General features: G+C 62.1%; 18 protein-coding genes. 12 read left to right on the top strand and 6 right to left on the bottom strand.

Going from position 1 to position 23,000, the window contains the following annotated elements; all coding sequences use genetic code 11:
- Positions 1–135: 135 nt before the first annotated feature.
- From ABD919_RS17085 to ABD919_RS17065, 5 genes are all read right to left on the bottom strand, one after another.
- Complete coding sequence (locus ABD919_RS17085) at positions 136–1,425, bottom strand: ArdC family protein (RefSeq protein ID WP_345237258.1); 1,290 nt, start codon at positions 1,423–1,425, stop codon at positions 136–138.
- A 238-nt stretch (positions 1,426–1,663) separates the two neighbouring features.
- On the bottom strand, positions 1,664–1,924 hold the full coding sequence (locus tag ABD919_RS17080; RefSeq protein WP_345237257.1) for a hypothetical protein: 261 nt from the start codon (positions 1,922–1,924) through the stop codon (positions 1,664–1,666).
- Between the two features lie 368 nt (positions 1,925–2,292).
- On the bottom strand, positions 2,293–4,572 hold the full coding sequence (locus ABD919_RS17075) for a toprim domain-containing protein (protein ID WP_345237256.1): 2,280 nt from the start codon (positions 4,570–4,572) through the stop codon (positions 2,293–2,295).
- Positions 4,573–4,672: 100 nt separating this feature from the next.
- Complete coding sequence (locus ABD919_RS17070; protein ID WP_345237255.1) at positions 4,673–5,068, bottom strand: hypothetical protein; 396 nt, start codon at positions 5,066–5,068, stop codon at positions 4,673–4,675.
- A 46-nt stretch (positions 5,069–5,114) separates the two neighbouring features.
- Positions 5,115–5,531 carry a hypothetical protein gene (locus tag ABD919_RS17065; protein ID WP_345237254.1) on the bottom strand — a complete coding sequence of 139 codons (417 nt, stop codon included), beginning with the start codon at positions 5,529–5,531 and terminating at the stop codon, positions 5,115–5,117.
- Between the two features lie 217 nt (positions 5,532–5,748).
- On the opposite strand from ABD919_RS17065, the gene ABD919_RS17060 reads away from it, so the two are divergent.
- From ABD919_RS17060 to ABD919_RS17005, 12 genes are all read left to right on the top strand, one after another.
- Positions 5,749–6,249 carry a hypothetical protein gene (locus tag ABD919_RS17060; protein ID WP_345237253.1) on the top strand — a complete coding sequence of 167 codons (501 nt, stop codon included), beginning with the start codon at positions 5,749–5,751 and terminating at the stop codon, positions 6,247–6,249.
- A gap of 55 nt (positions 6,250–6,304) precedes the next feature.
- Positions 6,305–6,724, top strand: a complete 420-nt coding sequence (locus tag ABD919_RS17055; RefSeq protein WP_345237252.1) for a hypothetical protein — start codon at positions 6,305–6,307, stop codon at positions 6,722–6,724.
- 12 nt (positions 6,725–6,736) lie between these two features.
- Positions 6,737–7,084: a hypothetical protein gene (locus tag ABD919_RS17050; protein ID WP_345237251.1), complete on the top strand. Its 348-nt coding sequence runs from the start codon at positions 6,737–6,739 to the stop codon at positions 7,082–7,084.
- A complete protein-coding gene (locus ABD919_RS17045; RefSeq protein ID WP_345237250.1) occupies positions 7,065–9,731 on the top strand; it encodes a VirB4 family type IV secretion system protein in 2,667 nt (888 codons plus the stop codon). Before ABD919_RS17050 ends, ABD919_RS17045 begins: the two co-directional genes overlap by 20 nt.
- Entirely contained in the window at positions 9,728–10,831 is a 1,104-nt protein-coding gene (locus tag ABD919_RS17040; RefSeq protein ID WP_345237249.1) for a hypothetical protein, read from the top strand. The genes ABD919_RS17045 and ABD919_RS17040 overlap by 4 nt, the downstream gene beginning before the upstream one ends.
- A 12-nt stretch (positions 10,832–10,843) precedes the next feature.
- Positions 10,844–11,521: a hypothetical protein gene (locus ABD919_RS17035; protein ID WP_345237248.1), complete on the top strand. Its 678-nt coding sequence runs from the start codon at positions 10,844–10,846 to the stop codon at positions 11,519–11,521.
- Positions 11,522–11,591: 70 nt separating this feature from the next.
- Positions 11,592–12,332 carry a hypothetical protein gene (locus tag ABD919_RS17030; RefSeq protein ID WP_345237247.1) on the top strand — a complete coding sequence of 247 codons (741 nt, stop codon included), beginning with the start codon at positions 11,592–11,594 and terminating at the stop codon, positions 12,330–12,332.
- Between the two features lie 20 nt (positions 12,333–12,352).
- Positions 12,353–13,276, top strand: a complete 924-nt coding sequence (locus ABD919_RS17025) for a DUF4138 domain-containing protein (RefSeq protein WP_345237246.1) — start codon at positions 12,353–12,355, stop codon at positions 13,274–13,276.
- 10 nt (positions 13,277–13,286) lie between these two features.
- Positions 13,287–14,687: a conjugative transposon protein TraM gene (traM, locus tag ABD919_RS17020; protein WP_345237245.1), complete on the top strand. Its 1,401-nt coding sequence runs from the start codon at positions 13,287–13,289 to the stop codon at positions 14,685–14,687.
- 88 nt (positions 14,688–14,775) lie between these two features.
- Positions 14,776–15,612, top strand: a complete 837-nt coding sequence (locus tag ABD919_RS17015) for a hypothetical protein (protein WP_345237244.1) — start codon at positions 14,776–14,778, stop codon at positions 15,610–15,612.
- Between the two features lie 657 nt (positions 15,613–16,269).
- Positions 16,270–17,061 carry a hypothetical protein gene (locus ABD919_RS17010; protein WP_345237243.1) on the top strand — a complete coding sequence of 264 codons (792 nt, stop codon included), beginning with the start codon at positions 16,270–16,272 and terminating at the stop codon, positions 17,059–17,061.
- 111 nt (positions 17,062–17,172) lie between these two features.
- Positions 17,173–17,442 (top strand): hypothetical protein, encoded by a 270-nt coding sequence (locus ABD919_RS17005; protein WP_345237242.1) that lies wholly within the window; start codon positions 17,173–17,175, stop codon positions 17,440–17,442.
- A gap of 622 nt (positions 17,443–18,064) precedes the next feature.
- Here ABD919_RS17005 and ABD919_RS17000 read toward each other — a convergent pair.
- Positions 18,065–22,819 (bottom strand): hypothetical protein, encoded by a 4,755-nt coding sequence (locus ABD919_RS17000; RefSeq protein ID WP_345237241.1) that lies wholly within the window; start codon positions 22,817–22,819, stop codon positions 18,065–18,067.
- Positions 22,820–23,000: the final 181 nt, after the last annotated feature.

The following is a 23,000-nucleotide window of genomic DNA, read 5'->3' as shown; positions in this document are numbered from 1 at the left end:
GGGGGAGGGGAGGCAGGCATAGGATGTCAAGAAGAAGGTAAAACGGCAGACCAGAGCCGGTGGGACGGTACCCCACTGCCCCCGGCCCTGGCCCCGCCGATAAAAGCAAACAGGGAAGGCGGTGACTACATAGCGTTAGCAGTCATCGGCCGGGTAGAGGTGCGGGTTGTGCCGCGCCTCCTCGGCCAGGGTGTGCTCTTCCCAGTCAGCCACCCGCTGTATGATGTTGGTCAGCCAACGGCCCAGGCGGGCGGGGTCGCACTCGGCCAGAATCCGGCCCGTGGCCGTGCGCCGCTGCTCATCGGTAAAAGCGGGATGCTCCAGCAGGCGGGTCAGCTCGATGCGCTGCGTGGCCACGACGACCGTGGTCAGCGAAGGCAGGGTTTCCTGACCCAGAACCACCGGCGGCAAGGCCGGCAAGGTAGGACGGGGCGACACGGCGCCGGCCTCCACAGGGGGCGCTGGCTGCGCCTCCCCGCTGGCCACGACCTCAGCCGCGGCGGCGGGAGAAGTGGGCTGCGGGTCGGGCTCCGTTTCGTTGGGGGTTGCGTTGCCGAGTATCAACTCCGCAGCCCGCTGGGCGCGGCTGGCGGCCTGCACCACCAGCTTCTTATCCCCGCGCAGCTGCTCCAGCCAGAACTGCAGGTAGGCGGCGGTGTTTTCCAGCGTGGCGCCCGGGTTTAGCCCCGCGTGGCCGCAGAGAAAGGCGGCGCCCATCTCGGCGGTCAGCTCCTCGCGGGCGTAGCCGACGCGGCCCCCCGGACGCAGGGCTTCGGCCAGGTCGGGGCGGTCCAGGCGGCTGGTGTGCCCGGTGGCGTGGGTCAGCTCGTGAAACAGGGTCAAATAGTAGGCTTCGCCGCTGGTAAAGGTTTCCGGCCGGGGCACGTTCACCACGTCGGGCCCAGGGGCGTAGTAGGCCTGCGCGCCGCCGTGCTCGATGCGGGGGCCACCGGTCCAGTTGGACACCAGGGCTTCGGCCGCGGCCAGAGGCTCGTGGGCGCGGTCCTGGGGCTGCTCTGGCAGGGTGATTTCCACGCCTTCCACGTCATCAACCGAAAAGACGGTGTAGTACTTGATAAAAGGCGTTTTCTCTTCCTCGCCGGTTTGCTGGTCGGTGCGGGTCGTGACGTTGTAGTAAATCACGGGCATGCCTTTGGCGCCTTTGCGGATGTTGCCGCCCAGCTCCCGGGCCTGCCGGAACGTGAGAAAGAACGGCGTGCCGCCTACCAGGTGCAGTAGAAAGGCGTTGATGCCGGTATAGGCCCGCCCGCTGACGTAGTTGCGGGGCAGCCCGTAGGCCGCGTGCCAAGGCTTGCGCCAGGCAATCTGGCCGGCTTCGAGGGCGGCAATGACGCGGTCCGTCACAATCTGGTACACGTCGGGACGGCTAGTTTTTTCGGCGGCGGGGCGGGCTTGCTTTTTCATCGCTAAGTAGAGGCTAAGTAACTGTTTCTAAAACCGTTTCCTTACTTATTAAACGCGAAACAAGAGCTTATTGTTGCTTTTTAAACAACGATTTTCGCTTTATTTGCAGTTGTCAAACCATTTCTTCCCCACTGCCCCTGTCCCTGGATTTAGGCTGCTGTTCCACTGTTAAAATGAAAAACAGAAGTGCCCGACAGGCACGGGGCTGGCGGGCACTTCTGCTTGTTGGAGAACCGACTCATTCGGGCTCACCGAGTTCCTGTTTTAGACATTGCAGCAGGCATTCCCGGGAAGCTTCGCCAATTTGTAATTGACCTACCCCATCATAGAGGTAGAAAAACACGGGGTCGGCCTTGCCAACTGCAAGCAGCCAGGTTTCATCGGGCAGGTGCGGCGGCAGCTTCAGCAAGGGCGTGTACGTGTCGCGGATGAGCTCTAGCAGTATCCCCTTCATGTCGGGGCAAAAACCAGAAAAATGCCGGTGACCGGTAAATAGCATAACGGGGTAATGGCGTGGAAAAGGATGCAACGAGGGTTCCGGGACAGCCGCGAGAGCGGAGTCCGGAAAATGACAGCCCGGCCCGTCGGCTACAGGCAAGCCGCGGGCAGCCGCAGGAGCTGCGGGGGATGTTTACCAGAAAGTTGGATTAGCCTCGATGCGGACCCACGAACAGGGCCGGGCGCTCGGAAATCGGCAGCAGGTGAAGGGCAGCCGGGGCCAGGGTCCGGCCTGCCTGCAGCAGACCGAATGGCGCTTGAAATGAAGAATAACCTGTTTTCGCCAGCATGGTTAGCAGCTTGCTAATGCTGCAAAACTAAAAAATCAGGGCATATTTCAAGGGAATTCGCTCAGTAAACCGAACAGCCCTACCGCTCCGGACCGGCCGTCCGTTCGGCCAGGCCATTGGCATTGATGCCGGTAGGCGCCAGACGGTGGCGCTCGGCCCGGTCGCCGGAATGTTCGTGCAGCTGCACGCCGGGCTGGCGGGCCACGTCATCCAGGGCGGCACTGGCCCGGGCTAGGTTGGGCTGGTCGAGCCGGTAGCTGACTTCAATCTCGCTGTGGCGCTGGTGCGTGGCCGGGTCGGTGGCACTTCGCAGCGAGCCGGTGTTCAGGCCTGCCTCGCGCAACTGCTCGGCCACGGCTTCCGCCTTTCCGTTAGCGCCGGCTCGGGGCTCGGGCTCGTCGATGCGGACGATGGCCTTTTTGGTAACCGACTGCTCCGGGGGCAGGGCGGCTAACTGCCGGCGCTCGGCCTGCTCGGCGGCATCCTCTCGCAGTATTACCAGCGGGGACTTCTCCAGCGCGTCAAGCGTCTGGCTGAGCTGGCGCAGGCCGCCGGGAGTAGCGTGCGGCTGGTAGCGCACGTCAAGCTCACTACGCAGCTGGCCACTGGCAGGGTCTGCTTCCGCCCGCAGCTCCACCTGCGCGCCGGCCTTGCGCAGCAGCTCGCGCATCTGCTGGGCCTGGCTGGGGGTCGCCTCGTCCGCCGGGGTGGGCTCAGTCACCGTGAGCTGCACCGCGCGCTGAAGCGCCGGGTCGCCGCCGGCCGCGGCTACGGCCAGCGCAGCGGCCTGGCGCTGCTGCTCCGCCTCCCGGCGCTGGGCTTCCGGGGAATTGGCCTCCTGCTCCCGCCCGGCTTCGCGCTGTTGCGCCTGCTGGCGCTGCTCCTGCTGCTGCCGGGCTTTTTCCTGGCGCTGCTGCTCCTTGGCCTGCTCGTCAGCGCGGGCCTGCTGGGCCACCTGCTCGCGGGTGAGGCCCTGGCTGAGCAGCTCCAGGTCGCGGTTGAAATCCTTGCTGATGGCGTACTCAGTGCGAATGAAGTTCTCGGGCTGGCGGCCAGGCTCGTTCGGCTGCCGCTCCAGCTGCCCGCGCTGCGTTTCGCGCTGGGTGTGAAGCGTGCGGGCCAGCTCTTCGAGGGCGTGACTGTCGGCGTTGGGCACGACCAGGCGCACCACGGTCTGCTGCCGGGTAGCCCGCTGCACTTCCAGCGCCACCGCTTCATCCGCCGATGGCCTTAGCTGCTGCACCTGGGCGGTGAGTTGGGTCAGGTGCTCGGTACCTTCGGTGCGGGTGGCATGGTGAAACTCCACGCGCAGGGCCGTGTGATACTTGCCGGCAGCCGTGGCGTGCCACTCCACCGGGCGCGGGGCCTCATCGTAGGCCACCTGGCCATCGGCTACTTCGCGGGCACGGCGCGGGGCCTGCAGCTCGTTGAGGTAATTGATGTTGAAGCGCCGCCCGGCCGCGTCGTTGTCGTTGGCCAGTACCACTTCTTTGGGCTCCTGCTTGTCGATGAGTTTTTGAATCAGCTCCACCTGCCGCTCGGTGACGGTGCCGCTGGTGGCCACGTAAAGCGTGTTGGGCTGCCCCTCGGCGCCGCGGTGGTGCAGCTGATGGTAGCTCATGGCATCCACCGGGCTCTCAGATACCACCAGGCGCTGTACGTGCGTGTCCTTGCCCTCGGTGGGGTGCGACACCCACACCCCGGTTTTGGGCAGCTGCAGCAGGCGCTTGTAGTCGTCGTTGCGCTGCTCCACGGTGGCGATGCCGTGCTCGTTGTACAGGGGAAAGGCCGTGTTGCGGAAGTTGCCCTGCTGGCTGGTAAACACCCGCCCCTGAAAAGCCGGGCTGTCGATGGTGTCATCCGAGAGGTGGCGGTGGTGCAGGTAGCTGCGGTCCGTCAGCGCGGCGTGGGTGCCCAACACGGCGGCGACGAGCCGGGCGCGGCGCTCGGCCTCGGTTTCTATCTCCGCCGGCTCGGCGGGCCTGGGCGCATAGGCCGTGGGGGCGGGCAGTGGGGGAGAGGTAGCCGCCTGCCAGCCCTGTTCCGGCTCGCCCAGGTATTGCCGCAGGGTTTGGCGCACCTGTCCCAGCGTCTGGTTTTCCCGGGTTTTCACAAAGTCGATGATGGAGCCCGAATCCCGGTCGTCGCCGGGGTTCAGGTACACCTGGTGGTCGCCCTTGCGGGAGACGATGAGCATCTCGCCGTCCTTTTCGAGCTGGTGCCACTGGCCGCGGGGGCCGGCCTTTTTCACGTCGTAGCCGTGGCGTCGGGTGGCGTAGTCTACTAGGTCAATGGATTGCTTGAAGCGGTCGAGCTCCTGGGGGTCGTTTTCGCGCGGAGTAGGAGAGGCTGCGGGCATAAGAGTGGATAGAAGAGGTACAGAAACGGGTACAGACGAGCCGCACCGCCGGAATCCGGGGTGGAGAGTACATCCTGAAGGCAGTAGGGAAGGGGAGGCGCTAGCTCACCAGCTGCTCGTGGGCGGCCAGCTGCTCGCGCAGGGTAGCCAGCAAGGCAGCGTCGGAAAAGAGGTAGTGCTCGCAGAGCTGGCCACCGACGTACAGGCGCACCAGCTCGGTCTCGAAGCCAAACACGCGCAGGTGCTTTTGCACCAGGCGGTATTCCTCGCGCTGCAGGCTGCCGGTTTTCAGGCCCACGCTGGTGGTGTAGGGAAAGCCAAAGGCATTGCAGGTGGCGCGCAGGCCCCCGTGGGGCAGGCTGCGCAGGCGCAGCTGCACGTAGCGCCGGGCCTCGTCATAGGGAATGGCTAAGGCCGGGTCGGGCAGCAGGCGAGCCAGGGAGGCCGCCACAGGCGCGGGTTTCGCCTTGGGACGGGAAGCAACGGTAGCAGGCATAGCAAAAAGGGCAACGTGGGAGCGAAAAGGCTCCGGGGCCTTTCCGCTAGTTAGGGGGTGAAGGTGGCGACGCCGGGGCGTCGAAAGGCGGGTTGTCGAACAGGTTGAGCTCGGCCTTGAAGCGGGTCAGGCTCTCGGGCGAGGTGAACAGAAAAAAGTGGCGGCGCGACTGGTGCACGATGATGCGCAGCAGCTCGGTGGGAAACTGGAAGTGGGCCATCAGGCGCTGCAGCAGCACGGCCTGGGTTTCCTCCTCCAGCTTCTTGATTTCAATCAGCCGGGCGTAGTTGAACTTGTGCTGCTGGGCCCAGGGCTTGAGCTGCCCGTGCAGCAGCGTGTTGAGGCGGTGGCGGATATAGCGCAGAACAGTGGCATAGGAAACAATGAGCGCGGGGTCGGGAAACCCCGCGTTGACCGGCTCGATGGGGGGGGCAGCCGGCGGATTGGGTACAGAGGTGGTCATGCAGCAGCAATAAGGGGCGTGCAAGGTAACAAACCAGCCGGCCGCGTGCACTACCCGATTGCTGTCGGTACATGGCTACGCCGGACTTGCCGTTCAATGACCCCAAAGCTTCGGCATAGCTGCTTTAAAACTTCTGCAAAACCAGAACTTATACGGAAGTGCTCCGTATAGTTGCCGCAATTGCTCATAAAAAACTTCGGCCTTTCGCTTGAAATCGATGCTGTGGTTGCTGCTTTTGCTGCTGATGGCGGCGCTGGGGGTACTCTGGTGGCGCTTTGCCATGCCGGCCAGTGCCGGGGCCGACGTGGTTCCGCCGCCCCTGGAGGGTAACCATCCCTCGTTGCGCACCCGGCACTACCGGCTGGCCGATTTCCACCCGGCGCCCCTGGAGGTGCCCATGGTAGCGTCAGGTCCCGACGAGGAGGTAGCGCCACCAGAGCCCACTGTAACCCCGCCTTCCATAGCTGAGGCAGCGGCACCGGAAGCAGCCCCAACGCCAGTGGCTGCACGGGCAGCAAGTGAAGCCACAGACGCCCCTGCCGAAGCCGGCCGCTTACCGGAGGGCGCACTGCACAACTATCTCTCGGCACCGGCGCCCACGGCCACGGACGAGCACAACCGCGGCGTGGAGCTCACCGCCGCCCAGCGCCGCGCCAAAATGCGCGAGCTGATGAGCACGGCCCTGGAAAACCGCCGCGCTGCCCCGGCTACCGCGTGAGGCCCTCAACCCTGCTTTTCACCTTTTCCCAATCCTTCCACCTATTTCCTTTTCCATGCAAACTCCCTTGCTCACGCGCCTGCACCAGGGCGCTGCCCAGGTAGCTGCCGGAGGCCTGCGCCTGCTGGCAGCCGGCCACACCTATCAACCTTCCCGCGCCGAACGTTTCGCAATGACCCTGCTGCTGGCCACTTCCCCGGCCCTGGTATTCGGACAGGCCGGCGCCGGCGGCCGCGCCGTGGGCGCCCTGCGCAGCGTGCAGACCATTGTCATCAGCATCGTGCAGGTGCTCTTCATCATCGTGCTGGCCATCGGCCTGGTGCGGGTGGTGCAGAAGTTTATCAGCGGCGCTCCGGATGCGCTCGGGGCCCTGGGCTGGCTCATGGGCGGCGTCATCCTCTGGTTCGGCTTCAACTACTTCAAGGAAGACCTGGCCAGCGCCATGGGCGGCGGCGAAGGCGGGGTAACTCCGTAAGCTGACTGGCCCATGCGTTCCTACAAAAGCATCGAGCGCCCCGCCCAGGTGCTGGGCATGAACCTGCCGGACCTGGGGCTGGTGGTGGGCCTGTTCCTGGCCGCCGTGCTGGCCATCGGCGTCGCGGGCCTCGTGGTCACCGTGCCGCGCTTTCTCTACCTGCTGATTCTGGTGGTGCTCGTGGTGCTGCTCTACGCCCTGCGCTACCTGGCCAAGCACCGGCCGCCGGGCTTTCTGCTCAGCTGGCTTTCCTTCCACCGGCGGCAGCCGCGCCGCATCGCCCTGGGCCGCGCCCGGTCAGGGCCATCGGCGGGCGGCCCCGCCGCAACTCCCACCCCGCATGAACATGTTTCCCGCTAAGGCCGCTGACCGCACTGCGGCCCGCACCGCCGACTTCGCGGACCTGCACCCGGCCTACGCCTACCAGGACGACAAGGTCATCTTCCGCGATGGTCGCGTGGGCGTCGGCTTCGTGCTTGAATGCCCCGAGATGGAGAGCTGGCAGGCCGAAGAGTTTGCCAACCTACAGTCGGCCCTGCTCGGCGCCCTGCGCACCCTGCCCGTTGGCACAGTGGTGCAGAAAACCGACGTGTACTACGACCGGCCATTCCAGAGCACTGGCGGCGAGAACCGCCCCGGCTACTTCGAGGGCAAGATGAACGCCCACTTTGCCGAGCGGCTGGTGCTCTTTCACCGGGCGTACCTGTTCATCTCCTTCGCGCCCTCGGATGAGACCAAGCCCGTTCGGCCGAATGCGCTGAGCGCTCTGGTAAACCGCGCCGGCGAGAAGCTGGCCAAAAATCCTTTTGCCGGCGTCGTGCAGACCCTGGACACGGCCGAGCGCATCGCCACCGAGCTGCTGCAAAGCCTGCGCGGCCTCGGGGGCCTGGACTACCGCCGCCTGAATCAAGCCCAGCTGCCGCAGGTCTTCACCCAGTACTTCAACCTGGAGTTTGACCAGCAGCCCGCCGGCCTGACCCGCGAAATCAGCAACGTGCCGGGCGCCTTTACCGTGGGCGAAAACCGGGTGAGCATCGTCTCGCTGGTGGGGCAGGGCTCGGAGGCCCACCCCGCCGTGCGCAACGGCTACGGGGTCACCTCGCCCATGCTCTACCCGCTGACGGCGTTTCTCTCCTGCCCACACGTGCTGACGCAGGCCCTGCTGATTCAGGACTCCCGCGCCGAGCTCAAAAGCCTCGACAACGACAAGAAAATCAACAACTCGCTCTCCTTTCTGGCCACGCAGGACAACCACCTGCGGGCCGCCGAGATTGACGAGTTCACTGCCGAGGTGCGCTCGGGCAGCAAGCAGGTCGTGGGCCTGCACCTGTCGGTGCTGCTCTGGGACGTGGACGACCAAGCCCGGCGCGAGCACGTAGAAAAGACCACGGCGGCCTTCCGCTCCATCTTCGGGGCCGAGGCCGTGGTGGAAAGCTACCTGACCCTGCCGCTGTTCTTCGGCCTGGCCCCCGGCAATGCCTACCAGGTGCCGGACCGCTGGCTGACCACCTCAGCCGACCGGGCGGCCTGTTACTTCCACTGGACTACCACGTACCGGCCCGAGCCCACAGGCGAGTATCTCTGCGACCGGTTCCGCAATCTGGTTAAGGTAAACCTGTTCAACACCGACCTCGACAACCAGAACGCCCTGGTCATCGGCCCCTCGGGCTCGGGCAAGAGCTACACCTTCGGCAACTTCATCGTGCAGCGCTACGAGCGCGGCGCCCGCCAGATTATCATCGATATCGGGGGCACCTACCGCAACGTGTTCCAGAGTCTGACGGGGCCGGACTTTGAGAACACCTACTTCGAGTACGACCCGCAGAACCCGATTGAGTTCAACCCCTTCCTGTTGCCGCGCGAGGGCGAAAGCGGTCCCTGGCACTACTCCGACGAGAAGCTCAACTTCCACCTGGCCCTGCTGGCAGGCCTGTGGAAGGGCGGCAAGGACCGGGCCCTGAGCAAGAGCGAGCGCACCATCCTCTCGCGCTTTCTGACCGGCTACTACCACGACCTGAACCAGCACGAGCGGCTGGGCCAGTCGGACGAAGAGTTTCCCGGAATGGAAAGCTTTTATAAGTACGTGCAGCGCTACGACCAGTGGATGCGGGCCGAAACGCCCGCGCCCGGGGAGGGCGATGCTACGGATGAAAGCATCGCCGTGCTGGCCCTGCAGCGGGCCCAGTACCAGACCGACATGAAGTACATCGACATGCACGAGTTCTTCCTCGTGCTGGGTGAGTTCGTGTCGGGCGGTCGCTACGCCAAGGTGCTCAACTCCACCCGCGAGGCCCAGCTGAGCCAGTACCCGCTCATCTGCTTTGACCTGGCGCGCGTGAAGACCGACCCCACGCTCTACCCCGTGGTGGCCATGCTCATCACCGAGCTGAGCCTGGACCTGTTCCGGCAGTTTCCCGATGCCGTGAAGTACATCGCCCTCGACGAGGCCTGGGCGCTGCTCTCGGGCGTGCTCGAGGAGTTCATTGTCTCGATGTACCGCACCATCCGCAAAACCAACGGCAGCATCACCATCATCACCCAGGGCATTCAGGAAATCATCGACTCGCCCATCGGCTACACGCTGATTGACAACTCCTCGACCAAAATCATCCTGCGCCACTCCAACGAGGCTTCCCTGAACCGCCTGCAGGCCCCGCTGGGCCTGACGGGCCACGAGATGGATTTGATTCGCTCGGTACGCTCCACCGACTCGTTCCGGGAGTTCTTCATCAAGCAGGGCGCCCAGGCCAAGGTGTACGCGCTGGAAGCCTCGCCCCAGCTCGACGCGGTGCTGACCTCGCGGCCGGCCGAGCGTAACTACCTCAACCAGCTCGTGCGCCACTACCAGCGCCAGCGGCCGGTGGAAGTGCGCGACGCGCTGGGCAACCTGGTGCGCGACGCCGACGGGTGGCCCACCTACACCACCGTCACCGAGCAGCGGCTGGACTTTGCCGTCGACCAGTTCGTGGAGGAAAAGCGCAAGCGCAAGGGGGCGCTGTCGGCATGAGTGGTGCTTTTTTCCTGCTCGTCGGCATGGACCTGGACACCGACTTTATCACGGCCGCCGACGGGGCCCTGCGCAAGGTGCTGCAGGCCTGCCAGCTCTACCTGATTCCGCCCTTCCTTTCGGTGGCGCTGCTCTACACCGTGGGCCGCGGCTACCTGCAGGGCGGGCAGCTGCGCATGGACTTCTCGCCCCTGCTCAAGGCTTTGTTCGTGTACTTCATCCTGTTCTTCTACCGGGACTTCATGGACTTGATTGGCGGGGCCATCGGGGCGTTTTCCAGCCTGGTAGCGCCGGACGAGCCGGGATTTATTGCTCAGTCCTTGCGAAGCCTGACAAACCCGGCCGGCTCGCCGGCAATTCAACCAGACCAAGCTACTAATACCGCGGGGTTTGTAAACGAGCAGATAAGTAACATCTCTTCCACCTTCGACAAGCTCACCCGGTTCTCGCTTATCAACCTGCTAACCGAGCTATTCACCACCAGTACCGTGGCGCTGATTCGGCAGTTGCTGGTCATGATTCGCCAGTACATCGTCGCCTTTTTGTACGTGGGCGGCCCGATTGCCATCTGCCTCTCGGCCTTGCCACCCTTCGCACAGCTGGGCAAGCAGTGGCTGCAGAATTTTATGGCCGTGCAGTTCTGGTCCCTGACTTACTCGCTGCTGGATACCATTTATGCCAACTACGCGGCCACCCGCCCGGGCACTGGTAATGTGCTCATGCCCACAGGCCTGACGCCAAGTGCTTACGCCGATGATTTAACCTACCTGATTAATTCTATCGGCTTCGTCATCCTCTACTGCATGGTGCCTTGGCTGACGAGCTTCCTTATCGGCTCCTCAGCGGTGCAGGGCTTCGTGGGCATGTTCACCGGGGCCGTAGCCGGGGCTGCTGGGGCAGTTAGCGGGGTAGTATTACCTGGCGCTTACGGCGGTGGGGCAAGCGGTGCGCTGGGTCGCAAAATGGGCTTCGGACCAGACAAATCGGGTGGAAGCAGTTCCGGTGGGTCCTCGGCCAGCGCTTCAGCGCCATCCGCCTCGTCAGAGTTGCCCACTATGTCCTCAGCCGATTCGGGCGCGCCAACGCGCCGTCGGCGCTAACCCTTACTTCCAATGAAATACCTTCTCATCAGCATACTGAGCGCCTCGGCGTTTCTTACAGCTTGCAAAAACGACAATGAAGCCGCAGCCGACACTCTACAGCAAGTAGCCCAAGCAGCGGCTAATTCCCCGGAAGCGAAAGCGCGGCAGGCAGCCTGGAAGCTTGCCACAACGCGCCCAATAGCACTACCTGTTGGCTCACCCGCTAATCTTCGTCCAGCAGTCGAGCAGCTACTACCTAAAGAGGGCTACCTGAAGCTGATATCAGTCAAGCAAACCGGAGCCGCACAACCTGGGATTATGGCGCTGCCGGTCCTGTGGCGGCATGTAAAAGCTGATTACCCGACCGTGGCCCCTGGCTACCGCCTGCCTTTCGAGGCAGTGTTGGAATGGCGACCAACGGGCTATGCCAAGGGAGAAAAGGTCCCCGCCGCCCTTGCCTTGCGCACGCCTGTAGCCCCTGATACGCTGGGCACCTTCGCCCTCCTGGAACCTGGAGCCACGATTCCCGGGCAATCAGAGCAGACTCCAACACTTGTAAAGCCCGGCCAGGGAGTGACTGTTCAGGGAGTCCTGTATGCCTATGCGACGACCCCAAACGCTGGCCAGCAGCCAAGTCTAATTCTCTATCCCTACCAAAACCCGCTAGGGCTGCCCGACCCGCGCAAAATGGTCTACCTGCCCCTCTAAGCGAGGGCAGTGGGGCAAAAAGTCCCGGATGACTCAGCCCCTTTCATCTTCCAACTTCTTCGACTTACCCATGAACTCAGTCCAAGACCTGAACAAGACGTTTATCACCATGCGCACGATGGCCCTGTCCGCCCTGGCCCTGCTAGGGGTGGTGACAGTAGCCTCCGGGGCGCTGCTCTACCGCGCCTACGAGTCCACCGGTCAGCGCGTGTACGTGGTCAGTGATACCGGCTCCTTCTCGGCCCAGATAGGCCGCGGCGCGGGCCACACGCCCTTCGAGGCCCGCAACCTAGTCAAGACCTTTCTGCTGACCATGTTCGGCCACGACCAGTACTCTTTCAAGCACAATCTCGACGCGGGCCTGCCGCTGATTGAAGAGCGTGGCGGGCGCTTCCTGTTCGAAAGCTTCCAGCGCGGGCAGGTGTTGCAGAACTACATCCGCTATGGCGCCCGCCAGGCCGTGACCGTGGACAGCATCCACCTGGACATAAACCACCGGCCCATCACCGGCCGCGCCTACATCAAGCAGACCGTGTTCATCGGCGACCAGCAAAGCCAGAGCAAGCCCCTGGGGGCCAAGTTCGCCCTCGTCGAAACCGACCGCTCGGATGCCAACCCCTTCGGGCTACTCATCACCGACTTCGACTTTATCGCCTATAACCCGCCCGTTTCGCAGGAAGAGAAGGACCAGCTGCGTGACCAGGAGCAGGCCCGGCAGCGCAAGCTGCGCGAAGAAGCCGAAGCCGCCGGCGTGCCCCTCACGCAGCCGGCCCCGACGACGCCTGCCCCCACGGCTCAACCTGCTCAGTAAGCTACCTCTATCCACTTCTTATGCGTTTCTCCTTCTCCATCGTTTCCTGCGCGCTGCTGGCGCTTTTACCCGGCCTGTCGCAAGCGCAGACCCTTGCTTCGACTGCTACCCGTTCTGCCGGCGTGCAGGCCCCGCATCCGGCTAACGTAGCGCCGAAAATGCAGCTGGAAATAGCCGTTTCCGACTCCTCCACGACGTATTTGGTCTTTCCGGGGCCGGTGTCCCTGGTCGACGTGGGCCAGGCTCCGCACTACCTGGTCAAGATTGAAAGCAACGCCGTGTTCGTGCGGGCCAAGCGCCGCAACCCGCCGCCCACGCCCATCCTGGTGCGCTACGGCTCGCGCTACTGGATGGGGCACCTGGTGTACACCCACCGGCCGGTGCTGCAGCTCTACGACTTTCAGGACGGCGGCGCCCTGGGCGTCAGCGCCGGCGGCAAGGCCCGCAACGGCGCCGGCGTCGATGACGCGCTGGCCCTGGACCAAGGCCATGAAAAGCGGAAGCTGGCCGAGGCACGCCTGGCCAAGCTGGCCACCGCCAAGCACGCCGATACCAGCGGGCTGCGCACGGCCGACAACAACCTGGTACTCTCACTGGCCAACGTGCGCAACGACAAAGACTTTACCTACCTGCGCCTGAAGCTGCGCAATACGACCACCATCGACTACGCCGTGGACTTCACCGACTTCGAGCTGGTGGAAAACTCGCGCAAGAAGTTTCTGGGCAAGAAGAAGAACGAGGCCCGGCGGCCCCTGGCACCCGCCGGCGGGGCCGAAAGCCAGACCATTCCGGCCCGGGCCACGGGCTACCTGCTCTATGCCGTGCCGCTGTACGCGGCCACCGACCGGGGCCACCTCGAAATCACCCTGCGCGAGAAGTTCGGGGCCCGGGTGCTGGTGCTGAAAGTACCGAGCAAAGTCATCAACACGGCTGCTGCCATTTAATACATTCATCATGTCCGAGCACAACATGCAGCCGGTGTATCCTGCCGGCGACAACTCCACTACTGAATCGCAGCCGGCTTACGGCACTGCTACTGCACCTAGTAGTCCCGCTACGCCTCGCCCCTCGGTAGGGGAGCTGGCCCGTCGGCACTGGTTGCCCCTGCTGGTCGGCATCGGCCTGCTGACGGCGGTGACGCTGTTTTTCTACGCCCGCTCCCTTTCCCAGGAAGTAGCCCAGCAGGCCAGCCCCGTGGCAGCTACCTCTCAAAATCTGGAGCCCACGATTGCGCCGGCCACGCCCGAAGCGGCCCCGGCGCCTACGGACGTGCTGGAGCAAAAGCAGGCGGCCGCCCGGCAGGCCGGCGTGCAGACCTTGGGCACCGTTCCCTCCCCCGACCAGCTGGCTGGCGGCATGGCTGTTGATACGGTGGGCCAAGCCGCCCTGCGCCGCCGCACGGCCTTGGCCGCCGCTGAGCGGCAGGCCCGGGCCGCGGCCAACCGTGCAGCGTTACCGCCCCCTGATTCCACGGAAGTAACGGCGGTGGATGCGCAGACCGGCGCCTACCGGGCCGTACGTATACCCGTGGTGCAAGCCAGTTACCGGGGTAGCGGTGCCAGTGCAGACCCGCGGCGGCGTTTGCGGGCCGGAGCCCGACCCCGCACGGCCCCCGACGGCGTGCCCTACGAGCAAAACGATGACGTGCTGGACATGCTCGACGCGGCCCCTGCCGCTTCCCGCGCCTCCTACGAGCAGATGACCGGGCGACGCTACTTCGACCGGGGTGCTGCCCTACGGGCCGGCGGGGCGGCTAGTGTTGCGGCAAGCAATGCTTCGGGATACGATGCCTTCGGCACCATTAAAGCCGGCAACTTCCGGTATGCGCCCGAAAACCAGGCGCAGCTGCTGCCGGACATTTTCTACAAGGCCGTAATAAACGGGGAGCAGAAGATTCGGACGGGCTCGGTGGTGCTGTTACGCCTGGTCGAGGATGCCGTTATCAGCGGGCAGACCTTTCCTAAAAATCTGGTGTTTGCCGGCGTGGCCAGCGTCGAGACCAACCACGTGGCCATCCGCATCTCCCGGCTGGGCCCCACCCGGGTAGCCGCCGACATCTACGACTACCACTACCTGCCCGGGCTCATGATTGACCCGCAGAAGCGCCAGCCCCTGCCCGCGGCTGACAATCCCCTTAACGATGCCCGCTCCATTGGTGCCCAGGAAGTGGGCCAGGCCATTGACCGTTCGGCCTCGGCTGCTAACTCGGTAGTGGGCGTTGGGGGCCGGGTGGCGGCCGCAATGGTGGGCCGGTCGTCGACACCCCGTCAGAAGCTGCGCGACGTGCGTCTGCCCGATGGCTACCCCGTGCTCATCACCACGGGGGCGACGGATGCGAGCGCGCCAGCGCAATAATTTATTTCCTGATAAATAAATTTTCTGCTTTCCTAATTTCTTGTTTATGAAACCGCGAATAGCATTAGTTATCCTGGGATTGAGCGCCTTGGTGCTGGTAAATGCAGTTCAGGCACAGATGGTCGTTAACGACCCTCCCCACATGGGCATTCACATCGGCCAGTTTGCCAAGCAGCTTAAGCAATGGGGCGAGACGGTCAAGAACTACCAGGTCATCAAGGACGCCCGGCAGATTGCCGGTGTCACCCGCGACATCACCGGTCAGGTAAAGCAGTTGACTTCCGAAGGGCTGGAACTGCAGCGGCAGATTCAGGCCGACTTGCGCAAAGTGGAATCAGTGAAGGATTTGCGCTATGCCAACCCACTGGAACTGTTCGGCCGAGCCATGGCCATGAACACCAGCTCCCAGGCCGATTACATGCCGCCGGTAAACAAGGCCCGCCGCCTGCGCCAGGCGCTGCAGGGCCGCACGGAGCAGGATGTGGAAACGGTGTACCAGGCTTTCTCAGGGCTCGATATTGGCCGTAATGGTGCCCAGTCATTCACTTACCGCGAATATAAAAACATGCGGCAGGAAGCCTTCGCATCGGCGTATGCTTACGAGGAAGTGCTCAAGAAAAAGAACGTTGAAACGGCTTTTAACTACCAGAAGATTGCCGATGAGATGACGGCCCAAAGCGTTGAGCTCATGGCCACGCTCAAGAACCCTGGCCGGTATTCCATGACCGAAGCCGAACGGCTAAGAGCCATGGGGCAGGCCAACGACAACATGGTCAAAGCCCTGCAGCTACGGCAGGAAGCTGACCGACTCATACAGGAGGCGGGCAAACCTGGCCCTGCGCGTCAGGCAGTGGAGAGTGCCTACCGCGACCAGCTCTTGCAGAGCCAGCTTCTGAGGAGCATTAGCAGATCCAGCAGATTCTAGCTCAGCCCATTTGACCTTACTGACTAAAAGCATCCTGTGCCACCAGCGTGGCGCAACAGCCCGGGCAGTTGCAGCTGCAAGCCTGGCCGTTTTCTGCTTGGCTGATGTGCCGCAATTGCCCTTCGCGTAAGCCATAGGTAAGTTTAAGATTCGCTGCCATCGTTGGGCTTGATTAATAGTTTAGTACAGAAGTTAAGTGGACGGGGCTGGCTGTTCCTCCAACAGGAAGACACAGAGCGCGTCAGGTCAAAGCGGAGGGAATCTTTCAGCGCCTCGTCGGAAAAATTAATTTGCTGTGCAGGTTGATATACTGCCCATCCCAACTCGCGCGGGGTCAGGCACACGGGTGGTGCTGGAAGGAAGAGTTGAGCCGCTTGAGCAAGGTGAAGCCATCATGTGCTCGTGCATCAGGCTCTCCACTAGTCGCACCAGAGTAGAACCCTACCGCATATTCGGCTGAATATTTCTTCAGCGCCTTCATCTGCATGCGTAGACTGGTAACCCGCATTTCAATCTGGCCAGACTCGTTAAGGCCTTGATATCCGTCGGCGATGTCCTAACCTTCGTGGTTCCTCATACTCATGCCACAAAGCAGGCATCTATGGGCGGGTACAGGTAAAAGCTTTATTTTTAGCAACTCCTAAATGTCTCTCCAATATGAAAATTGAACTCGACAAAGCGTTTGTATTTATTGTATATATCTACCTGATTTCAATTTGCTACAACATAGCATACTGGGGAGCATTTGACATAGATGTTTTCAACTACTATGATAGCCAAAGTCTCATTCAGGGTGTAACAAGCCCGCTTTGGGACACCTTTATAGGAGCAATACTGATAACAATAGGGCATTTTATATTACAAATGCTATCCGGCACCGCTTTAGTTAAGTGGATACGTAATTTAAAGTGGTACTACTTGTTGGGAGCAGCAGTCTTAATATCCGGCGGCTGGCTTGGGGTTGTAAAATCTGGAATAGTCGTCATCACACAAACGAAGCCTTCGGTTTACTCAATGCAGCAAACAGCGTTTGAAGGTATGCGTTACCTATTTCTTACTATTTGCGTCATTTTGGCATTGACAACCCAGGCAATCGTTGTAAAAGACCTAAAGAGTCGAACAGTAAATGAAGCTTACTTCTGTGCTATCTATTTTTTATGGTTATTCCCATTTTACGCTTACATGAGCGGCAAGCAGAACGCTTGGGCTATTGAACGCAATCTTAAATTTAATTATGTGCTGTCAGACAGTATTTTAGGCCACAAAGAGATTTATAAGTATTTAGGCAAGGCTGGAGAAAATTATTTTTTAGTCTCATTGGATAACGTACGCAAGTGCATAGTGCCAGCTGAAAAGCTGGCACCCATGGAATTGGTGATGGTAACTACTGATGACCCGTCATCAATGCACCGCTTCCAAAAGGCAAAGGAGCAGGTCATAGTCAAATGACAACCTTCAGGGGCCCGTTGACAAAGCCTACTGTTGCGCTTGAACTCTAAAGCCTGTGGGATCGTTGTTGAAAACCAGTACCCACATTTTCAAACCAAATCCGGCTAAAACATGGCAAACATAGACTTCCTGAACGAAGGTTGGGCAGATGACGATAACAAGCGTTACCGCGGCAAGCTCGACCGCATTTGCGTTTCTCGGACGGAAGACTGGGAAGTTGACTACTTCATCAAAGACTTTATCGAAACCTATGGCTACTCTAAAACCAGCGCTAACCGTCATTTGATCGCAGTTGATATTGACCGCTACGACGGGCCTGTACCAGTGATGCGGGCCGATATTACCGATTGGCTGCTGAAACGCTACAACAAGAAAAAGTAACAAAAAGCGCCCGGCCCCACGCCGGGCGCTTTTTGTTACTCACCCACCAGCCCCTCCTTCACCTCAGAGACAGCTTGCCCCTCCATTCGCGCCAAAGGAATACCTTCCGGTGCGTTGAGACAGTTGTAGAACGGTCGGGAAAGCAAGAGATTGACCTATCCTTTCTTCTTTCTTTACCTGGGCGTTTTTCTAGAACTGGCCCGTCTTTTTCCGCTTACGCTTCAGGACGCGCCCCTTGCTCTCGCTGCTCTTCACCTCGGGGATGATGCCCGCAACGCTCAGCCCGTGGTCATAGCATCTGTTGCCGTGGCAGCCCCCATATCTTCGTGCCGACCGCTGGCCTGGCAGCTCAGGGTTAGCCATTCTGTTCTCAGGCAAGCTAGTATAAGCGACTGCACGCGGAAGGTCGCAGGTCGTGTTAAATAAGGCGCTCCTGTCATGTCCCCACGGCCGACCCAATAGAAACACATAAAAGCTCGACCGTTTAACTTTTGCACTAACTTCTTAACCAAGCCTAAGCTTCACGGAGGCCAGGACGATAGCGGCGGGCGAAGAGTATGGGGAGCGCAGATTTTATGCACATTCTACAGGATGGAGGAAAGCAGGTGTTGGTAAGCACCCGTTATTGCAGCAGTTCGGGCAGTTGTTGAAACAAGCGCCGGGCCTCGGGCCAGCCCGCATCAACGAAGACGGCCAGGCACTCAATGAGCTTGGTCCGCCGGACTTCATCGGCGAAGATGAAACGGTAGTCGGCCAGGTACTGGGTGACCAGCTCCACAAACCGGGAAGCCCCCAGCGACTCGTGCTCGTACCTGGCCACGCCCGTCGTGCGCAGAATGGCTTCGCTGAACAAATCGAAGCAGAGCGGGGGATTGGCTGCTACTAACTGGCCTAGCACGTCCAGCAGATAATGGATGGAGCCTGGCGGGCCAAGCATGGTTAGGCGTGAGATGAGCGGCGCGTAGTCGATCAAAAACCGGCGCTGCGCCTCGGACGTTACTAAGCTGGCTGGCAGCTCGTGGCGGCCCACTGCGAAGGTAAACTGTCCCGCGATTTCGCTGAACAGCTTCAGGGCAATTATCTGCTCGTCAGTTGGCTCCTGGCCATCCGTGGGCCAGGCCCTAACAGCGGGCTCTATCGCTTCTATTAGCGACCAGACGAGGGCTCTGGCTCGTGTGCCGCTGGCAACCTGTGCGGGGGTAGCTGTCCCGTAGCCCAGAACGAAATAGCCCCGTAGCTCAGACAAAACAGCCATCAGCTGTTTTTCTTCGGTGGCGTAGCCGGCTACCCAACTCTGCAGCAAGGTCTGCGAGGCCGCCAGCTCCCGTTTAAGGGCCATAAACACAATTGACTTCGTCAGAACGCTTGGTATATGGCCCGCCGCGGCCGTTCTAGTGGCAAGCTCAAGAAAGAACGGCTCGATACGAACGGCATCGTGATTGAGTAGTCGCTCCAGCGCCCGTACTCCTTCGCTGATAACGGTAGGGTTGTTTTCGCGGGCAGCAAATTTTTCGGTCAGCTGCCAGGCCGTTTCCTCCGCTACGTGGCTCAGGGAGCGCAGGGCACCGGCCAGCTGCGCCCGCACGGCTGGGTAAGGATCGTGCAGCAGCAGGGCCTCAAACCGCTCTTCAAGCAGGGGCCAAAGCTCCGGCAACGCCACCAGCGAGGCCAAGGCTCTGGCGGCCTCTACGCGGGCCAGCGGAAAGCCTGTTATCGCGAACCGGGCAAAATTGGCTTCGGCAGTGGCTTCTGCGGCCGGCGAAGGATGGTGCGTGAGGGCCAACAGCCGGGCAACGGCGGCCGGATAGGTAGCGGCAGCCGCCGGTGTGTGGGCGAGCAGGCTGCTCAGTCCCCAGACCAGCGTATGGACAATGCCGTCGTCCAGCGGCCCGTCGTCCTCACGGCAGGCATCGTCGAGAGCGAGCAGGGCCTCCTGCAAGTGAGGCGCTGCACCGATAACCTGAGCCTGCACGGCGGCCTGAGCATCGGTAACAGCACGAACCAATGCGGGGATGGGGTCCGGCTCGCTACCCGGCAGCGGGCCTTTTTCTGCCCAGGGCCATTCCGTATCGCCTTCCCGGACGCGGTGGATTTCAACTGGTCTGCTGGTAAATAGTGGCTTGTTTTCCAGAGCATGGCCGGTCGCCTGGGCAGCTTTCAGGAAGTCGCGCGCGGCAGGTGTGGCCAGCTGGGCTTCGCCGAGCGCGGTAAATAGCTTGCCGAGCGCGAACAGCCGCGCCGCCGGCGGATTCGGGTAAGCGGCAAATTCCAGCGCCAGCCAGTCCTGTTCCAGTGCTTCCCGATCGGCAGCAGGTAGCTGCGAATACACCATTGCCAGGAGCACAATGGCACTCTGGCGCGTGCTGTGCGACTGCAGCACCGGGGCACTGGCGGCCGGGCGCGTCAGCACGGACCCCAGGTGCGCCGGGTGCATGGCACCGGCCTCGAAAAGTACGCGCCACACCAGCGCCGTACCGGTTTCGGCCAGCAGCAAGCCTGGCAGCGCAGCCAGTAGGGCAGGGTCTTGCACCGAAGGAAGCCAGCTGCAGAAAGCCTGGTAAATCTTGGCGTAGCTGGCGCTTTGGCTTCTGTCCAAGGCGCTGGCCCACGCTACGCTGTCATCATTGGCGAAGGGGTACGCCACACCGCCTACCACTACGGTAGAGAGAGGCAGTGCCTCGAACGAGGACTCATTTTTCTCCCGCACGCCGCGCAACGTGGCGGCCAGGGCCCGGATGCCAATTTGTGGAAAGGAGGCCAGCAGAGCGGGAAAGTCCTGCTCCAGATTGTAAGCTGCCATTTCAAACTCCTGTCCAGCGTTTGAACTCATGGACAGGATGGTACTCTGCACCATGGTAGTGGCCTGGTCGTGGCGGAAGTCGTGGGGGCCGAAGGCGCGGTAATGCAGCTCAACAACCAGGTTCGCATCATGAGCGGCAATTGCCAGCACGTGTTGCGCCAGTACGGGCACCTCCAGATACCCGAATTGCGCGAACCGCGCCGGCTCAAAAATCCGGGCTAGTTGCTCGCGGGAAGCCGCGGGGTCGGTGCCGTAAGTCCGGATTACGTAGGGAATGACAAACTTAGAAAGCCAGTTAGTTAGCCTCTCGTCATCGGCTATACTGGCCAACAGGCGGCGGGCAGCAGCACCTAGGCAGGCCAGCGCGTCGGCATCGGGGCGGCTGTCGAGCAGCTCCCCGATAAGCACCTGCATGATGCCCAGCTGGTCGGCCCCCGGCGCAGCCATTCCGGCCAGCAGGCGCGCCCATGGCCCGACCTCAACCGCCCCCCCGGTCTGGGATTTATCGCGCAAGGCCCCGACAAACTGACGGAAGCTCTGGGTGGCCAGCGCCTCGCCGCCGCTGAAAAAGCTGCCCAGTACGGTCAGATCGTCGGTGGGCCGCACGGCGTCGACCACAAGGCGAGCCACTTCTAGTCGTACAATGGGGTCGATGGCGGTATCGGCCACAAGGGGTGCGATGATGCGCCAGAACTCGCTGGGCGACAACTGGTCCTTAAGCCCCTCCACCCAGTAGCCCAGCGAAGGCGCAAGCAGCAGGCCCGCCGCTTTTTCCTTGCGCAGCTGCTCCCGGGCGGCGGCGGGTTCGGGCAGCAGGGCCAGACGGGCCACCGCGTAGTCGAACAGCACGTGGTGGCGAAACCCGACCACCTGGCGGCTGGGCTCCAGCGCCAGCACCCCGACCCGTTCAAGGTTGTCGATGGCTTTGGCCACGGTGGGCTTAATCAGCGCCTGGGAGATGGTGATGGCCTTCGCCTTCAGCAGCTGGCGAACCAGGTAGGCCAGGCCCGAGGTGGCCGGCTGCCCCAGGCCGGTAATGCGCTCGCGCCAGTACTGGGCCAGCAACTGGCCGCGCGTCGACACCCCGGCCAACGCCGTGGGCGCGGTGCCGCCGGTCAGCAGGTCGGCCAGCAGCGCCAGGTTGAAAGGATTTTGCGCCAGTGCTTCCAGCTTTGATCCGCCGGCGGTAAGGGCGTCATCCAGTGTGGGCGATTGTCGGGCCAAGTCGGCGCGCTCCTCAGGGCCGAGCAGCCCCAGGTGCAGATGCCGCACAGCTGGAAAGCTGGCATCCGTGTGCTCGGGAAAAGGAGCCGGCCCACGAAACACCCGCTGCCAGTCGCGGCCCATGCGCAAGTCGAACGAGCGCACCGAGGCAACAACGCGCCAATCGGGCCAAGCCGCCACGGCGTCAAGTAGCTTCTTGTAGGTCCCCTCAGCTACGCCGCCGCGCGAGGCATCCAGGGCATCGAGCAGCAGATATGCAGGGCGGGGTCCGGGCACCTGCCGCAGCACGTCGAGCAACGGGTGCTCCAGGCCGATTTCCTGCTGCAAGGCAGCCAGAGTACCAGCCCCGCCTTCCACCGTGAAGCAGAAAACCGGACTTTGCTGGCCAAGCGCCTGGGCCGCCGCGTACATGATGGCCGACTTCCCCGCCCCTGGCTCGCCCGTGATGGCTAAGTCACTTAGCTGGGCGGCCGCTACCACGCGGGCCGCAACGGGCCTGGCCACGTTGATAGTGCCTTCTGGTACCTCTATTGTCGTGAAGCGGGCAAGCTGGGTAAGCGTAGCGGCACTGTAGGCATACAGCCGGCGCACATCCTGCTGAAAGCTGGGCGGCTCCTTTAGCTTTATTTTATCGCTTAAGGCCAGCCGGATGGCCGCCGCATCCCCCCCCACGCCCGTCGCGCAGCCGTTAGCAGCCCACACTTCCAGCAGGTCGGCCAGCGCGGTTTCCGCCCCGGCGGGCGCAACGTCCGTCAGGGCCTCCTCTACCAGCTGCCGGTCCTTGTCGCCTACCACTATCACCGAGCATAGTGCCAGTAGCTCCTGTCGCTTGGCGGGTGTGATGGCGGAGCCGGCCACGTCAAGCCAGGCGGCATCCAACAGCCGCGCAAGCACATTCAGCGCGTCCTGCATCCGCTTCGGCACCGCCGTAGCGGCATTCGTGCGGTTGCGGTCGAGTGCCTCGCGTAGGTCCATGGTCACGCTAGCTGCGGTTGAGGTACTCACCGCGAGCACGAGACGGTCGCGGGCAGGGATTAAGTCGCGCCGCACCCCATTCTCCCACACCCCGTCCAGGTACTGTCGCACGAACTGTCCTGCCACCGAGGCCAATGCATCCTCTGCCTTCGGCGCTAAGCTGATGGTGCGTTTCGCCTGCACGTAAACCTCGCCGACCTCCGTAGCTACGAGCAGGTCATCGACAGCGGTAGGGGTTTCGAACTGAATTTTTTGTGGGTAACCGGGTAATCCGGCCCCTAGCCGCGACAAGGGGCGCTCCGTCAGTAGCAGGCCGGCTACATAAGCGCCGACTTCGGCCTGAAAAGTAGTTCCGATGAAAGTACGTCGTCCACCCATGAGCTGGTATTTTAAGCTGCAGTAAGCGTAAGAGTACACCCTGCGCAAGAACGGTAGCAGCAATGGCAAACCCAAGTAGCAGTCGACAAATAGCGCCTCCCAAGCGATGTTGATGAGCATCAACAAGTGTGATGCACTATATAACAGACACTTATAGCTTAACTTAGGAGCCCGTATTTGT

Source organism: Hymenobacter saemangeumensis (assembly GCF_039541835.1).
GTDB classification, from domain to species: Bacteria; Bacteroidota; Bacteroidia; order Cytophagales; family Hymenobacteraceae; genus Hymenobacter; species Hymenobacter saemangeumensis.
Note: the sequence above shows the minus strand (reverse complement) of the source record. Positions and strands in the feature narration are given on the sequence as shown.

Excerpts from the sequence above, each read along its gene's own strand:
- ABD919_RS17085 (WP_345237258.1), bottom strand. The coding sequence starts at position 1,425 with ATGAAAAAGCAAGCCCGCCCCGCCGCCGAAAAAACTAGCCGTCCCGAC.
- ABD919_RS17080 (WP_345237257.1), bottom strand. The coding sequence starts at position 1,924 with ATGCTATTTACCGGTCACCGGCATTTTTCTGGTTTTTGCCCCGACATG.
- ABD919_RS17075 (WP_345237256.1), bottom strand. The coding sequence starts at position 4,572 with ATGCCCGCAGCCTCTCCTACTCCGCGCGAAAACGACCCCCAGGAGCTC.
- ABD919_RS17070 (WP_345237255.1), bottom strand. The coding sequence starts at position 5,068 with ATGCCTGCTACCGTTGCTTCCCGTCCCAAGGCGAAACCCGCGCCTGTG.
- ABD919_RS17065 (WP_345237254.1), bottom strand. The coding sequence starts at position 5,531 with ATGACCACCTCTGTACCCAATCCGCCGGCTGCCCCCCCCATCGAGCCG.
- ABD919_RS17060 (WP_345237253.1), top strand. The coding sequence starts at position 5,749 with ATGCTGTGGTTGCTGCTTTTGCTGCTGATGGCGGCGCTGGGGGTACTC.
- ABD919_RS17055 (WP_345237252.1), top strand. The coding sequence starts at position 6,305 with ATGCAAACTCCCTTGCTCACGCGCCTGCACCAGGGCGCTGCCCAGGTA.
- ABD919_RS17050 (WP_345237251.1), top strand. The coding sequence starts at position 6,737 with ATGCGTTCCTACAAAAGCATCGAGCGCCCCGCCCAGGTGCTGGGCATG.
- ABD919_RS17045 (WP_345237250.1), top strand. The coding sequence starts at position 7,065 with ATGAACATGTTTCCCGCTAAGGCCGCTGACCGCACTGCGGCCCGCACC.
- ABD919_RS17040 (WP_345237249.1), top strand. The coding sequence starts at position 9,728 with ATGAGTGGTGCTTTTTTCCTGCTCGTCGGCATGGACCTGGACACCGAC.
- ABD919_RS17035 (WP_345237248.1), top strand. The coding sequence starts at position 10,844 with ATGAAATACCTTCTCATCAGCATACTGAGCGCCTCGGCGTTTCTTACA.
- ABD919_RS17030 (WP_345237247.1), top strand. The coding sequence starts at position 11,592 with ATGAACTCAGTCCAAGACCTGAACAAGACGTTTATCACCATGCGCACG.
- ABD919_RS17025 (WP_345237246.1), top strand. The coding sequence starts at position 12,353 with ATGCGTTTCTCCTTCTCCATCGTTTCCTGCGCGCTGCTGGCGCTTTTA.
- traM (WP_345237245.1), top strand. The coding sequence starts at position 13,287 with ATGTCCGAGCACAACATGCAGCCGGTGTATCCTGCCGGCGACAACTCC.
- ABD919_RS17010 (WP_345237243.1), top strand. The coding sequence starts at position 16,270 with ATGAAAATTGAACTCGACAAAGCGTTTGTATTTATTGTATATATCTAC.
- ABD919_RS17005 (WP_345237242.1), top strand. The coding sequence starts at position 17,173 with ATGGCAAACATAGACTTCCTGAACGAAGGTTGGGCAGATGACGATAAC.
- ABD919_RS17000 (WP_345237241.1), bottom strand. The coding sequence starts at position 22,819 with ATGGGTGGACGACGTACTTTCATCGGAACTACTTTTCAGGCCGAAGTC.